14 protein-coding genes are annotated in these 14,017 nt (G+C 73.0%); 9 read left to right on the forward strand and 5 right to left on the reverse strand.

Features of this window, described 5'->3' with window-relative positions:
- Positions 1-56 precede the first annotated feature (56 nt).
- Entirely contained in the window at positions 57-593 is a 537-nt protein-coding gene (locus BLW76_RS31410) for a helix-turn-helix domain-containing protein (protein ID WP_091314212.1), read from the forward strand.
- A gap of 190 nt (positions 594-783) precedes the next feature.
- Here the strand turns inward: BLW76_RS31410 and BLW76_RS31415 are convergent, their stop codons facing one another.
- Genes BLW76_RS31415 through BLW76_RS31435 form a run of 5 tightly spaced genes read right to left on the reverse strand, consistent with a single transcriptional unit; the run spans position 784 to position 5,514 of the window.
- Positions 784-1,608 (reverse strand): class II fructose-bisphosphate aldolase, encoded by an 825-nt coding sequence (locus BLW76_RS31415; protein ID WP_091314214.1) that lies wholly within the window; start codon positions 1,606-1,608, stop codon positions 784-786.
- The gene (locus tag BLW76_RS31420) at positions 1,605-2,513 is read right to left on the reverse strand and encodes a 1-phosphofructokinase family hexose kinase (RefSeq protein ID WP_091314217.1); all 909 of its coding nucleotides are present in this window, start codon (positions 2,511-2,513) and stop codon (positions 1,605-1,607) included. Before BLW76_RS31420 ends, BLW76_RS31415 begins: the two co-directional genes overlap by 4 nt.
- Positions 2,510-3,421: a DMT family transporter gene (locus tag BLW76_RS31425; protein WP_091314220.1), complete on the reverse strand. Its 912-nt coding sequence runs from the start codon at positions 3,419-3,421 to the stop codon at positions 2,510-2,512. The genes BLW76_RS31420 and BLW76_RS31425 overlap by 4 nt, the downstream gene beginning before the upstream one ends.
- 10 nt (positions 3,422-3,431) lie before the next feature.
- On the reverse strand, positions 3,432-4,388 hold the full coding sequence (locus BLW76_RS31430) for an N-acetylglucosamine kinase (RefSeq protein ID WP_091314221.1): 957 nt from the start codon (positions 4,386-4,388) through the stop codon (positions 3,432-3,434).
- A gap of 1 nt (position 4,389) precedes the next feature.
- Complete coding sequence (locus BLW76_RS31435; RefSeq protein ID WP_091314224.1) at positions 4,390-5,514, reverse strand: SIS domain-containing protein; 1,125 nt, start codon at positions 5,512-5,514, stop codon at positions 4,390-4,392.
- Positions 5,515-5,641: 127 nt separating this feature from the next.
- On the opposite strand from BLW76_RS31435, the gene BLW76_RS31440 reads away from it, so the two are divergent.
- The 8 genes from BLW76_RS31440 (at position 5,642) to BLW76_RS31470 (ending at position 13,952) form a co-directional block, all read left to right on the forward strand.
- On the forward strand, positions 5,642-6,448 hold the full coding sequence (locus tag BLW76_RS31440) for a DeoR/GlpR family DNA-binding transcription regulator (protein WP_091314226.1): 807 nt from the start codon (positions 5,642-5,644) through the stop codon (positions 6,446-6,448).
- 93 nt (positions 6,449-6,541) lie between these two features.
- Complete coding sequence (locus BLW76_RS31445) at positions 6,542-7,348, forward strand: endo alpha-1,4 polygalactosaminidase (RefSeq protein ID WP_091314229.1); 807 nt, start codon at positions 6,542-6,544, stop codon at positions 7,346-7,348.
- Positions 7,349-7,541: 193 nt separating this feature from the next.
- A complete protein-coding gene (locus BLW76_RS31450; RefSeq protein WP_167384790.1) occupies positions 7,542-8,807 on the forward strand; it encodes an ABC transporter substrate-binding protein in 1,266 nt (421 codons plus the stop codon).
- 9 nt (positions 8,808-8,816) lie between these two features.
- A complete protein-coding gene (locus BLW76_RS31455; protein ID WP_167384791.1) occupies positions 8,817-9,728 on the forward strand; it encodes a carbohydrate ABC transporter permease in 912 nt (303 codons plus the stop codon).
- Positions 9,725-10,597, forward strand: coding sequence for a carbohydrate ABC transporter permease (locus BLW76_RS31460; RefSeq protein WP_091314234.1), 873 nt, complete (start codon positions 9,725-9,727; stop codon positions 10,595-10,597). The genes BLW76_RS31455 and BLW76_RS31460 overlap by 4 nt, the downstream gene beginning before the upstream one ends.
- A gap of 25 nt (positions 10,598-10,622) precedes the next feature.
- A complete protein-coding gene (gene melA, locus BLW76_RS31465) occupies positions 10,623-11,930 on the forward strand; it encodes an alpha-glucosidase/alpha-galactosidase (protein WP_091314236.1) in 1,308 nt (435 codons plus the stop codon).
- A gap of 55 nt (positions 11,931-11,985) precedes the next feature.
- Complete coding sequence (locus BLW76_RS48840) at positions 11,986-12,378, forward strand: effector-associated constant component EACC1 (RefSeq protein WP_167384792.1); 393 nt, start codon at positions 11,986-11,988, stop codon at positions 12,376-12,378.
- A complete protein-coding gene (locus BLW76_RS31470; protein ID WP_167384793.1) occupies positions 12,375-13,952 on the forward strand; it encodes a caspase, EACC1-associated type in 1,578 nt (525 codons plus the stop codon). The genes BLW76_RS48840 and BLW76_RS31470 overlap by 4 nt, the downstream gene beginning before the upstream one ends.
- Positions 13,953-14,017 lie beyond the last annotated feature (65 nt).

Below are 14,017 nucleotides of genomic sequence, written 5' to 3' on the forward strand. Positions count from 1 at the left end.
GGCACCCACCTTTCTCAAGTTTTGCGAACGATAGCAGAACATGAGAACGTTGGGCGGTGGACACGTTGAAGCTCCTCGCGCACCCGGTCCGGGTCCGCATCGTGAACGCCCTGCGCGGCGACCGCACCCTCACCACGGCCGGCCTGGCCGGCCGGCTGCCGGACGTGTCGAAGGCGACCGTCTACCGGCACGTCGAGCTCCTCGCCAGCGCGGGCGTGCTGGAAGTGGCCGGCGAGCAGCGCGTCCGCGGCGCGGTCGAGCGCCACTACCGCCTGCGCCAGGACCGCGCGGTGATCGACCTCGAGGCGGCCCGGAAGATGACGCCCGAGGACCACCGCCGCGCCTTCGCGAGCGCGGTCGCGGCCCTGGTCGCCGAGTTCGACGCCTACCTCGGCCGCGAAGAGTCGGACCCGGTGGCCGACCAGGTCGGCTACCGCCAGCACGCGGTCTGGCTCGACCCGGCCGAGCTGCAAACCCTGATCGCCGAGCTGCGCGCGGCGATCGCCCCGAGGCTGGCGAACGAGGCCGGCCCCGGCCGGACGCGGTACCTGCTCAGCCCGATCCTGTTCCCGAGCGAACCACCCGCGGAGTAGTGTCGCGCGTCGCAAACCGTTTGCCGTCCGGCGCGGCCGAAGCCGTGTGTCCCGAGCGCCCCAATGTGGCGTTGGTTGCGTCCAACGCACCGAACGCCACATTGGGTGCGCCCAACGCACCGAACGCCACATTGGGGCGCACCGCCCGAGCCGTTGGCGAGGAACCTCGGACGCGCGACACCAGCGCGGCTCACCTCGCCAGCAGAGCCAGCAACCGAGCCACCTCGTCCCGCACCGCGGCCCGGCCGGGTGCCAGGTAGCGGCGGGGGTCCGTGAGCGTCGCGTGCTGCCCCAGCGCCGAGCGCACCGAGGCCGTCAGCACCTGGTTCAACCGGGTGCCGATGTTCACCTTGGCGATGCCGCTCGCCACCGCGCCGCGCAGGCCCTCGTCGGACACGCCCGAGGACCCGTGCAGCACCAGCGGCACTCCTGCACTGTCCGCGAGCGCCGCGATCAGCGGCTCGTCGAGCACCGCGCTGCGGTCCGCCATCGCGTGCGACGAGCCGACGGCCACCGCGAGGGAGTCCACGCCCGTCGCGGTGACGAACTCGCGGGCCTCGGCCGGGTCCGTGCGGACGCCGGGGGCGTGGGCGCCGTCCTTGCCGCCGATCTCGCCGAGTTCCGCCTCGACGCGGCAGCCCGCCGCGTGGCAGCGTTCGACCACCGCCTTCGTCCGAATCACGTTCTCCGCGTACGGCAGCGCGGCCGCGTCGAACATCACCGACGTGATGCCCAGGTCGAGCCCCTCGCGGATCAGGTCCTCGTCCTCGATGTGGTCGAGGTGGACCAGGACGGGCACGGTCGCGCTCTCCGCCAGCCGCAGGCAGGCGGCCGCGAACGGCGCGAGCGCACCGTGGTAGCGGACGGCGTTCTGCGAGATCTGCAGGACCACCGGGAGCCCGCACAGCTCCGCCCCGGCCACGACGGCCTCGGCGTGCTCGATCAGGATCGCGTTGAACGCCCCGATCGCGCGCCGCCGCGTGCGCAGGTCGTCCAGCAAACCGGCCCAGTTCATCGCACCCTCTCCACCTTGATCTCCCGGATCCACCGGTCGCGGGCCGCGACGTCGATCTCGCCCGCGACGGGCCGCGCCACCGCCGCGGCCGACGTGGCGACGACGTCCGCGAGCGCCCGCGGCCAGTCCACTTCGGACGCCGCCAGCCGCAGGGCCAGCGCCGCGGCTCCCGCGTCTCCCGCACCGGCGGAATTGCCGGTGACGACTTCGGCGGGCCGGGCCCGCCAGGCACCCTGCGCGGTAACGGCGATCGCGCCGGCCCGGCCGAAGGTCGCCACCACCGCCGGGGTGCCCGCGGCCACGAGCTCCCGGCACGCTTCCCGGCCGCCCAGTTCCGTCAGCTCGTCTTCGTTCGGCATGAGCACCGCGCCGCTCCCGGCGGCCTCGTGGAGGGCGGCGCCGGAGACGTCGGCGATGACCGGCACGCCGGACCGGGCGCACAGCCGGGCCAGCTTCGCTGGGACGTCGGCGCCGAGCCCCGCGGGCACGCTCCCGGAGATCACGACGGCGCCGGCCGGCAGCTCGGCCCGGAGCGCGGCGAGGATGCCCGCCTCCGCGGTCCCGCCGGCCGGCGGGCCGGCCTCCTGCAGCATCGTCGTCCCGCCGGCGGAGGTCACCACCGCCACCGTCCGGCGCACCTCGGGAAGGGCCGGGACGAGCCGGTGGGCCAGGCCCAGCCGGTCGAGCCCGGCCCGGAACTCGTCCGGCGCCCCGGTCGTGGTCAGCGCCAGCACCAGGCTCTCGCCACCCAGCTCGCGGACCACCGCCGCGACGTTGACGCCCTTGCCGCCGGCCCGGGACCGGACGTCCGGCACCCGCGTGGTCCCGCCCAGGCGCAGCTCGTCGACCCGGTAGGTGACGTCGACGGCGGGGTTGAGGGTGACGGTCACGATCCGCGGCGTCATGACGCCGCGCTGCCGGCCACCGGCTCGCTGCTCTTCTCCGAGCGGTACACCATCAGCGTCGAGCCGGCCAGGGCCAGCACGATGCCCGCGAGCTGGAACCCGGTCGGTGCCGCCCCGAAGAACAGCAGCGACAGCACGATGGTCAGCACCGGCGCGAGCGCGTTGGTCACCGGCGCCACGATCGACGCCTTGCCGCGGCTCATCGCCATCACGAGGAACAGCGCGCCGACCGCGTTGAGCAGCTGGGTGCCCGCGGTGAGCGCGGGCGCCTGCCACGGGAAGCCCAGCGGCAGCCCGCCCATCATCAGCACGGCGACCGGGATCAGCAGCAGCCCGCTGATCGTCATCCAGCCGAACGTCGCAGCGTCGTCGACGCCGGCGAGCGCGGCCTTGCGCATGAAGAACGCCTGCACGCCCCACGCCACGCAGATCAGTACGGCCAGCACGAGGTAGAGCCACCCGTCGGCGCCACCGTCCCCTGTGGACACGGAGAACAGCACGATCGCGACGAGCGCGAGCACCACACCGGCCCACGACCACCCGCCGAGGCGTTCCCGCAACGCGGCGAAGGCCAGCAGCACCGTGATGGCGGGCGACAGCGCGACGATCGGGAAGATCACGTACGCCGGGCCGATCGTGAGGGCCTTGAACAGCAGCAGCTGCCCGCCCGCCCCGGTGAGCCCGATCAGCAGCCCGTACCCCGCGGCGGCCCGGCCGCGGTCGAACCTCTTGCCCCGCAGGGAGAAGTACGCGGGCACGAGCATGGTCAGCGCCCAGACCACGTACACCATCGGGTCGGGGTAGGCGTAGAGCTTGGTGGGCAGGCTGGACAGGGCTCCCCACACACCCCAGAACACCACCAGCAGTCCCGCGTACGGGATCCAGCCGTTCGCACGCGTGAAAGACATCTCGGGCTCCTCAGCGAGGCAGGGACGCGGTCGAGTGGACTTGCTCGGCCCGCAGCGGGTGTCCGTGCAGGCGCGCCGCGTAGAGCGCGGCACCGACGTGCGGTTCCAGCAGCGGCGCGCGGAGGTCGTACGCCGAGGCGAGCGCGTCGCGGAACGACGACAGCACGTGCGCCGAACCGAACACCCCGCCCGAGTACGACAGCGGAACCCGGTGCGTGGCGTCGAATCCCAGCGCCGCCCGGCCGACGTCCACGAGCAGCGCGAGCTCCCGGCCGGCTTCCCGCAGCACCCCGGTCGCGACCGCGTCGCCGGCGTCGGCGGCCCGGACCACGACCTTGCTCAGCGCGGCGATCCGGCCCCGGTCGCCGTGCCACCGGTTGACGACGACGTCGATCGCGTCGAAGTCGACGGCGAGGCCGAGCGCGCGGCGCAGCTCGTCGACGAGCGGGCCGGGCGGCAGCCGCCCGTCGACCATCCGGCTGAACGCGTTCAGGCCCTGGATCGCGACCCAGTAGCCGGAGCCTTCGTCGCCGAACAGCTCGCTCCAGCCACCCCCGCGCCACTGCCTGCCGTCGTGCTCGCCGTAGGCGATCGAGCCGGTGCCGGCGACGACGTTGATGCCGTCGACCGCGCCCAGCGACCCGGCCCAGCCGCAGACCATGTCGTTGCCACAGCGGTAGTTCCGCGTCCCGAGGATCCGGGCGGGGACCGCGTCGAGCTCCGGCACGTCGGCACTGACCTCGCCGTAGGCGGGCAGGCCGAAGAAGGCGTACGCGATGTCCGAGACCGCCATGCCCGCGGCGAGGCAGGCTTCGCCGATCCCCTGGCGCAACAGGGGTTCCACGATCCGCAGCCCTTCGCTCAGGTAGTAGACGCTCGCGGTCCTGGCCTCCGCCACGACCCGGCCGCCGGGCTCGACCAGGCAGAACGCCGTCTTCGTCCCCCCGCCGTCGACACCGAGGTACACGTCAGCCCACCTCCGCGGGATCGAACTCGTGGATGACCACGCCCCGCACGACGCGGTTCACTTCCCCGTCGGGGAACGGGTTGTCCGGGGTGACGCCCAGCGCGAGCGAACAGGCGAGCGCGGTGGCCTGCGCCGCGATGACGGCGAGCAACGCGTGCCCGGCCAGGGGTGAGCCGGGCAGCGCGGGCACGGGCCAGACCCGGGCACCCCCGCACTCGGTGGCGTCGCCCACCACGACCACCCGCTCCTCGCCGAGGGACTGCACCAGCTCGCGCGCGATGTCCACGTCGTACTGCCGCGCGTACGGATCGGTGGAGAGGAAGACGACGGCGATGGTGCGCTCGTCGAGCACCGACTTCGGTCCGTGCCGGAAGCCCAGCGCGGAGTCGGCGAGGCCGACCACCTGGCCCCGGGTCAGCTCGAGGCACTTGAGCGCGGCCTCCCGCGCCAGCCCGCGCAGGGGCCCGGAGCCGAGGAAAACCAGCCGGGCCGGCTTGGCGCCGGCGATCGCCGGCGCGTGTTCGGCGGCACCGTCGAGCACAGTGGACCCGGCCCGCGCCAGCGCCTCGACGTCGATGTCCACGCCGAAGGCGAGCAGGGCGGACAGGGCCATCCCGGTGAACGACGACGTCATCGCGAACCCGCGGTCGTTGACCTCGTCGGGGAGGGCGACCACGACCGCGTCCGGTGCGCCGGACCACCGCCGGGCCAGCTGTCCCTCCGGGTCGCACGTGATCACCAGGTGCCGCAGCCCGGGCGCCAGCCGCCGCAGCAGGTCCGCCGCCGCGACGGACTCGGGGCTGTTCCCGCTGCGCGCGAAGGACACCAGGAGGATCGGCCGGTCGTCCACGACCGCGGCGGCCGGGTCGGCGACGATCTCCGTGGTGGCAATCGCCTCGACCGGCCGGCCCAGGTGCCGCGCGAGGTCGCGGGCCACGACTTCGCCGACGAACGCCGAAGTCCCGGCACCGGTGAGCACGATCCGCGCGCCCGGGAGGTCGAGCAGCCTCTCGATCTCCGGCCGGGCCCGCCGCACGGCGTCCGCCACCCGGAGCCAGGTGGCGGGCTGCTGCCCGATCTCCCGCGCGGTCCGGCTTTCCCCGGGCCACCGCCCGTTGCTGTGCATAGGTTGCTGCCTCCGATGTCCGGGACGTACTCCCGGAGACTCACCCGCGCCCGTACGAGCGGGCAAGGCCGGGTGGCCAAATGCGCATTCGGAGTGAGCGTTTCGCCCGCTGTCGTAAGCTCGGCCCATGCCCCCGCGGAAACGGCGCACCACCCGGGCCGAACGGCTCTCGGAGCTGTTGCGGGTGCTCGCGGACACCGGCGAGCTGCACGTGGGTGAGCTCAGCGCCCGGCTCGGCGTCTCCTCCGCCACGCTGCGGCGCGATCTGGCCAAACTGGAGGAACAGCGGCTGCTGACCCGCACCCACGGCGGCGCGCGGCCCCGCGGGCGCACGAACGAGGTGCCGCCGCCCTACCGGGAAAGCCGGTCGCGGGACGCGAAACGCGCCATCGTGCAGGCGGCGATCCGCACCTTGCCGATCGGGCCGCACGTGATCGCCCTGACCGGCGGCTCGACCACGAGCGAACTCGCCAGGGAACTGCCGGGCCGGGCCGACCTGACGGTGGTCACGAACGCGTTGAACATCGCGATGGACCTGGCCCTGCACCCCCGGCTGAAGCTGGTCGTCGTCGGCGGCGTGGCCCGGCCCCAGTCCTACGAGCTGGTCGGGCCATGGGCCGAGCACGTGCTGGCGTCGATCAGCGTCGGCACGGCGTTCGTCGGCGTGGACGGCATCGACGTGACGGCGGGGATCACCACGCACGACGAGAACGAGGCGCGGACCAACCGCGCCATGCTCGGCCGCGCGCAGCGGGTGGTCGTGCTGGCCGACGGCAGCAAGCTCGGGCGGACCACCCTCGCGCGCATGGGCGACCTGCAGGACGTGCACGAGGTGATCACCGACTCCTCCGCCGAGCCCGGCGCGGTCGCGGCGATCCGCCGGGCCGGGGTCCGGGTCACCGTGGTCGCGGTCGGCTCCGGCAAGGACCGCTGAAACGCGCAACGCGAATGCGCGTTTCGTTGACCGCGGTGGCCGTCCTGCCTACCTTTCGCCGACAACAGCCCCCGAGGATGACGGAGTTTCCGGATGCAGCGATCTCACGGCAGGCGATTCGCTTCTTTCACGGCGGCGGGTGCGCTGACCGCGGGCATGCTCGCCGCGGTCGCCGCACCGGCGTCGGCCGCGATCACGCTTCCCCCGCAGGCCGCCGGGTTCGACTACCAGATCGGCGGTGCCTACACCCCGCCCTCAGGCGTGCAGATCGTCAGCCGTGACGTCTCGGCGGCGCCGGCGAGCGGCAAGTACAACATCTGCTACCTCAACGCTTTCCAGGCGCAGGAGGGCGCGGACGGCGACTGGCCGAGCGACCTGCTGCTGCGCGACGCGAACGGCACCAAGGTCGTCGACCCCGACTGGAAGGAGACGCTGCTCGACCTGCGCACGGCCGACAAGCGCAGCCGGGTCGCGGCCAAGGTCGGCAGCTGGATCGACACGTGCGCGGCGAAGGGGTACCAGGCGATCGAGCCGGACAACTACGACAGCTATTCGCGGTCGAAGAACCTGCTCACCACCACGCACGCGCAGGAGTACATCAAGCTCCTGTCCGCGTACGCGCACAGCAAGAACCTCGCCATCGCCCAGAAGAACACCCCGGAGCTGGCCGGCAACCGGGTCGCCAACGGCCTCGACTTCGCCGTCACCGAGGAATGCGGCGAGTACGAGGAATGCGCCGACTACGCCGGCCCCTTCAACAACCGCGTGGTCGACGTCGAGTACACCGCCTCGGGCATGAGCAAGGGCTGCCCGGAGTGGAGGAACAAGATCAGCATGGTCCGGCGTGACCTGTACGTGGTGCCCCAGGGCACGAGCGGGTACGTCCGCAAGACCTGTTGACACGGTCGATCGCGCTCGCTTTACTGCTGTCCACGTCGGGCACACCGACGTCAGAGGTACGCCCAGCCGGTATGTCGGTTCCACCGCGAGCCCGGACCGAGTCGCCAGGACCCCGCGGGTCCGAGGCGGGGTCGTGCCCACCATCATCCGGAGTACCGATGATGTCTTTTTCGTTCGCCGGCAAGACAAGCTGATGGACCGCCGCGGATTCCTGCGCGGCGCCGGTGGTCTGGCCCTCGGTGCCGCGCTCGCCGGCTGCGGCCCGGCGCGCGCCACCGGGGACCCGGTCACGGTCGAGGTCTGGCACGGCCAGACCGACACCGGCAAGAAGGTCCTGGACGAGCTCGTAGCGGACTTCCACCGCACCCACCCCGGGATCCGGATCGACCTCGGCGGCGGCGTCCTGGCCGACGCGATGCTCCAGAAGATCACCGCGGCACTCGCGGCGGGGTCGTTCCCGGACATCGCCTACGTCTTCGGCTCCGACCTCGCCAGCGTGGCGCGCAGCCCCAGCGTCGTCGACGTCACCGACCTCGTCGACGCGGGCCCCGGCTTCTGGGCACCGGCCCGGGAGGCGGTCACCGTCAACGGCCGCGTCCGCGCGGTCCCGGCGCTGCTCGACTCCCTCGCCGTGGTGTGCAACAAGGAACTCTTCGCGGGCGCCGGGATCCCGCTGCCCACCGCGGGCTGGACGTGGGCCGACTTCGTCGCCACGGCGAAGAAACTCACCGACCCGGGCGCCGGCACCTTCGGCACCGCCTGGCCCGCCACCGGCGACGAGGACACCGTGTGGCGGCTGTGGCCGATGGTGTGGGACCTCGGCGGCGACGTCGTCGGGGCCGGCGGGCGCGGCATCGGGTTCGCCGACCAGGGCGTCCGCGCCCTCGAAGTCGTCCGCGACCTCGCCGCGGCGAAGGCCGTCTACCTCGACCCGAAAACCGGCAGCGAGCAGATGTACCAGGCGTTCCAGGCCGGGCACATCGGCATGGTCCCGACCGGCCCGTGGCAGCTGCCCGACATCGCCGACGCCGGGATCGACTACGCGGTCGTGCCGCTGCCGAGCTTCAGCGGCCGTCCGGTCACCATCTCCGGCCCGGACACCTGGACGCTGTTCGACAACGGCGAAGAACGCGTGGCGGCGGCCCGCACCTTCCTGGCCTGGCTGGCGGACCCGGCCCAGGACGTCCGCTGGGACGACGGCGCGGGCAGCCTCCCGCTGAGCCGCCGGACGCGGCAACTGCCCGCGTGGCAGGAGAAAACCGCCGAGACCCCCGGCCTGCCGGTGTTCGTCGACGCGCTGGACCACGCCCGCGTCCGGCCGGTGCACCCGGCCTACCCCCAGGTGTCGGCGGCGCTCGGCACCGCGATCGTCGCCGTGCTGCTCGGCCAGGCCACCCCGGCCGACGCCATGCGCGACTGCGCCGCGGCCGCGAACGCCGCCCTGATCATTCCGCGATAGGGAGCCGCCATGCCCGGACTGCCGAGGCCCATCACCGTCACCCCCGTACAACGGCAGCGCCGCGAATCCGCGGCCGCGTGGGCCTACATCTCCCCCGCCGTGCTCATCATCCTCGGCCTCGGCGTGGTGCCCGTGGCCTGGTCGCTCGTGCTGTCCTTCCAGGCCGACGACCTGGTGACACCCAGCCGTTGGGTGGGCCTGGACAACTACGCCGCGCTCGCCCAGGACCCGCACTTCGCCCAGGCCGTCGGCAACACCGTGCTGTACACGGTGTTATACGTTCCGCTCAGCATCCTGGGCGGGTTCCTGCTGGCCCAGGCGCTGAACCGGCGCATCCGCTGGGTCGGCGTCTACCGGACGCTCGTGTTCGTCCCGTTCGTGCTCTCGGCGACGGCCCAGGGCGTGCTGTTCTCGTTCATCCTCGACCCGCAGTTCGGCGCGGCCAACTCGCTGCTGCACCACCTCGGCGTGTCGCCGCAGGGGTTCCTGACCGACCCGGCGCAGGCGCTGCTGGTGCTGGTCGGCATCACGTTGTGGAGCGGTACCGGCTTCTGCGTCGTGGTGTTTCTGGCCGCGCTGCAGGACGTGCCGCCGTCGCTGGTCGAGGCCGCGCGGCTGGACGGCGCCGGGACGTGGCGCGTGCTCCGGCACGTGACGCTGCCCGCGGTCACGCCGGTGACGGCGTTCCTCGTGCTGTGGCAGCTGATCACGTCGCTGCAGGTGTTCGATCTCGTGTACGTGACGACCAAGGGCGGACCGCTCGGCTCGACCACGGTCATCGTCTACTTCGTGTGGGAACAGGCGTTCAAGAACTTCACCGCCGGCTACGGCGCGGCGTCGGCCTACGTGCTCGCGCTGGCCCTGCTGGTCGTCGTGGGCGTCCTGCGTGTGCTGCGCCGGCCGGGGAAGGCGCTGCGATGACCGCCCGGCTCGAAGCGGCCGCCCCGCGCGCCGCGCTGCCCGCGCTGCGCCGGCCCCGGTTGCCCTTCAGTGCCTGGCACCTGCTGCTCGTGCCGCTCGCGCTGGTGTTCGCGGCGCCGCTGGTCTGGCTGCTGCTCAGTTCGGTGATGAGCAACGCCGAGATCAACCGGTTCCCGCCCGCGCTCTGGCCGTCCCATGTGGACTTTTCGGGGTACCGCTATGTCCTCGAGAACGCGTTGTTCCTCCGCTGGTTCACGAACTCGCTGATCGTGTCGGCGGTGACCGTCGTGTCGAACCTGCTGTTCGGCACGCTGGGCGGGTACGCGTTCGCACGGATGCGGTTCACCGGCTCACGGGCATTGCTCGCGCTGATGGTCGCGACGATGGCGATCCCGTTCCAGCTCACCATGATCCCGACGTTCCTGGTGATGAAGAAGCTCGGCCTGATCGACACCCTCGGCGCGCTCGTCGTGCCGTCGCTGGTGACGCCGTTCGCGGTGTTCCTGCTCCGCCAGTTCTTCCTGTCCCTGCCCCGGGAGCTCGAAGAGGCGGCGTGGATCGACGGCTGTTCGCGGCTGCGCGTGCTGTTCACCATCGTCGTGCCGCTGTCGCGGCCCGCGCTGAGCACGGTCGCCGTGCTGACGTTCCTGAGCACCTGGAACGACCTGACCTGGCCGCTCATCGCCGTCAACCACGACACGACGTACACGCTGCAGCTGGGGCTCACCACGTTCCAGGGCCAGCACCACACGAACTGGGCCGCGGTGATGGCGGGCAACGTCATCACCGTGCTGCCTGTGCTGCTGGCCTTCCTCGGCGCGCAGAAGACGTTCGTCCAGTCGGTCACCTCCAGCGGGCTCAAGGGCTGACCCGCGTTCACCGGATCGGATCTCCATGACTGCCAAGATCACTTTCGTCGGCGCGGGCAGCGTCGTGTTCACCCAGGGCCTGCTCGCCGACCTGTTCGCCTACCCGGAGCTGGACGGCGTGCACGTCGCCCTGCACGACATCGACCCGGACCGGCTGGCCACGGCGCTGGCCGCGGCCCGGCGGATCGCGGCCGTGCGCGGCGTCAAGCCGGTGCTCACCGCGCACGCCTCGCGGCGGGAAGCGTTGTCGGGCGCGGACTTCGTCGTCAACATGGTCCAGATCGGGATGGCCGCGGCGACGCGCACCGACTTCGAGGTCCCGGCGCGCTACGGCCTGCGCCAGACGATCGGCGACACCCTCGGCATCGGCGGGATCTTCCGCGCGCTGCGGACGTTCCCGTTCCTGAAGGCGCTCGGGGCGGACATCGCCGACGTCTGCCCGGAGGCGTGGCTGCTGAACTACACGAACCCGATGGCGATGAACGTCCAGTACCTGGCCGAGGCCACCGGGCTGACCCGGGTCGTCGGGCTGTGCCACTCGGTGTACTGGACGGTGCACGGGCTCGCCGCGCTCGTCGGGGTGCCGTTCGAGGAGGTCACCTACGTCGCGGCCGGCGTCAACCACCAGGCGTGGGTGCTGCGGTTCGAGCACGCGGGCGAGGATCTGTACCCGCGGCTGCGGGAGCTGGCGGAGTCCGACGGGCAGCTGCGGCGGCGCGTCCGGTTCGACATGCTGCGGCGGCTCGGCTACTACCCGACCGAGACCAGCGAGCACTCCGCCGAGTACGTGCCCTGGTACCTCGGGCACGACAGCGAGGTCGACCGCCTGCGCCTGCCGATCGGCGCCTACCTCGAGATCGTCGCGGAGAACGAGGCCGAGTACGAACGGACCCGGCGCGCGATCGCGGCCGACGAGCCGCTGCCCGTCGAAGGCACCGGCGAGTACGCGCCGCAGATCGTCCACAGTGTCCTGACGGGCACCCCGCGGACGGTCTACGGCAACGTCGTCAACCGGGGCCTGATCGAGAACCTGCCCTCCGGCGGCGTGGTCGAGGTGCCATGCCTGGTCGACGGCACCGGCGTCCGGCCGACCCGGATCGGCGCGCTGCCGCCGCAGCTCGCCGCGCTGAACCGGACGTACCTGAGCGTCGACGACCTGGTGGTGCGCGCGGCCGTCGAGGACGACCCGCACCACATCCGGCACGCGGCGCTGACCGACCCCGCCACGGCGGCGACGCTGCCGGTCGAGCGGATCTTCGAGCTGTGCGACGACCTGGTCCGCGCCCACGGCGACCGGCTCCAGCCCGGCCTGCGCGCGCTCCTCGGCGCCTGACCGGGAGTTCGGCGAACCGCGCCCGCGGCACGGGCGAACCTGGCACGATTGCGGCATGCCCGACGACACCGAGCTGCGCCTGCGCGTCACCGGCGAGGACGCCATCCCGCGGCTGCGTGCCCTGCACCGCTGGCTGGGCCGCGAGGACGACCTGCGCGGCCTGGTCGAGCTGCGGAACCGGCCGATCGCGCCCGGCGAGATGGGCGGCGCCGTGGACGTGCTCACGGTGGCCCTCGGTTCCAGTGGTGCCGGGGCCGTACTGATCCGCTCGCTTGCCCGGTCGGTGTCGACGTGGCTGACCCAGTCGCGGGCCGACGTGAGCGTCACGGTGACGACCACCGGCGAGACGCGGGAGGTCAAGGTGGACGTCCAGCGGGCCCGCGATCCCGAGGCGGTCCTGCGCAGCGTCGAGGAGCTGCTCGGACCGGGCCGGTCCGGCCAGGGGTGAGCCGCGCCCGGTTCCCGGCCGCGGCCGCCTCGCGCGCGGTGCTGATCGGCGTCAGCCGCTACGAGTCCGCGGCGCTGCCCCCGCTGCCCGCGGTCCGCACCAACCTGTCCGACCTGCGGGCGGCGCTCACGGATCCCACCACGGGCACCCTCAACCGCAGCGGCTGCCGCACCCTGGGCGACAACGCAACCCCGGCCGAGGTCGGCCGCGCCCTCGCCGAGGCCAGCAGGGAGGCAAGCGACCTGCTGCTGGTGTACTACGCCGGCCACGGCGTCCTCGACGAAGACGGCACGCTGCACCTGGCCCTGCGCACGACGAGCGAGGACCACCCCGGCTGGACGGCCCTGCCGATCACCCTGGTCAAGCGCGAGCTCGCGAGGGCAAGGGCCCGCGCACGGGTACTGGTGGTGGACAGCTGTTTCTCCGGCCAGGCGATCGAGGCGATGGCCGCCCCCACCGGCCTGGTGGCGGGCCAGCTGCGGTTGACGGGCACGTACACGCTGACATCGGTCCCGGCCAACGAGCCGGCGAAGGCCCCGATCGGCGCCCGCCACACGGCGTTCACGGGGGCGTTGCTGGACGCGTTGGCGAGCCCGGAGCCGTTGACACTGGACGAGATCTACCGGCACACGGACGAGACGCTGGCCGGGCTCGGGCTGCCCCGGCCCCAACGGGGGGCGGTGAACTCGGCCAGTGATCTGGCGCTGGTCCGCGGCCCCTTGGCGCGACTGAAGGCGGTTGGCGCCGGGGCGCACCTGGCTGCGGCGCCGCTGCCCGGACGCACGCCGGACGTGGTCGTGCCGGCCCCGCATCCCGAGCCGACGCCAGGCACAGCCGCACCGCGCCCGAACCAGCCCGAAGCCGCGCCGGCCCCGCAACCCGAGCCTACGCCAAGCACAGCCACACCGCGCCCGAACCAGCCCGAAGCCGCGCCGGCCCCGCGCCTCGAACCCCCGCCAAGCCCGGCCGCGGCCTCCGAGCCGGCCCCCGGACCGCGAACCGCCGCCTTGCCACCGCGCTCCACCCCGTCGGCCACTCCGGAACCCGGCTCGACCTTCGCCCTCGGGTCCGGCGGTGTTCCGGCCGTGGCCAAAGTCGTTCTGCGCGTCGTCGCGAGCGTGGTGGCTGCGGTGCTCTCCTGGATCAGTTTCACCGACCCGTTCCGCAACGCCGGCCCAGACCTCTGGGAAATCGTGGTCGGCGTGGTGTTCGGGCTGTTCTTCGCGGTGGTCGCCGTCGCGGCCGCGGTCGCGGCGATCGCCGGCCTGCGCACGATGTCTGGCGGCTGGAGCGCGGTGGAAGTCACCCGGGCCGGGATCGTACTGCTCGGGCCCGGCCGTCGGCACGCACTGCCCTGGCCCCAGATCGAACGCCTGACTCAGCGCGCGACCGAACCGCCGACCGTCGTGCTCACCGTCCGTCCGGATGCCGTGCTGCCGGCCGGTGTCAAGGCCAGGAACGGCCGCCTGGTGCTCGGCCGGTGTGGGCAGTGGCCGGCCCTTTCGGCCGCCGTGCGGCGCGTGGCCCCGGCGTCCGTGGCCGTCGATCGCCAGGTTCGCAAGCTGCCACGCTGAATCAGCGCATCGCGGCCGGGAGGTCCGGGCAGATCGCCGTCGCCAGGATCAGCGTGCCCTCGCGA

The organism is Amycolatopsis tolypomycina (assembly GCF_900105945.1).
Taxonomy (GTDB): domain Bacteria; phylum Actinomycetota; class Actinomycetes; order Mycobacteriales; family Pseudonocardiaceae; genus Amycolatopsis; species Amycolatopsis tolypomycina.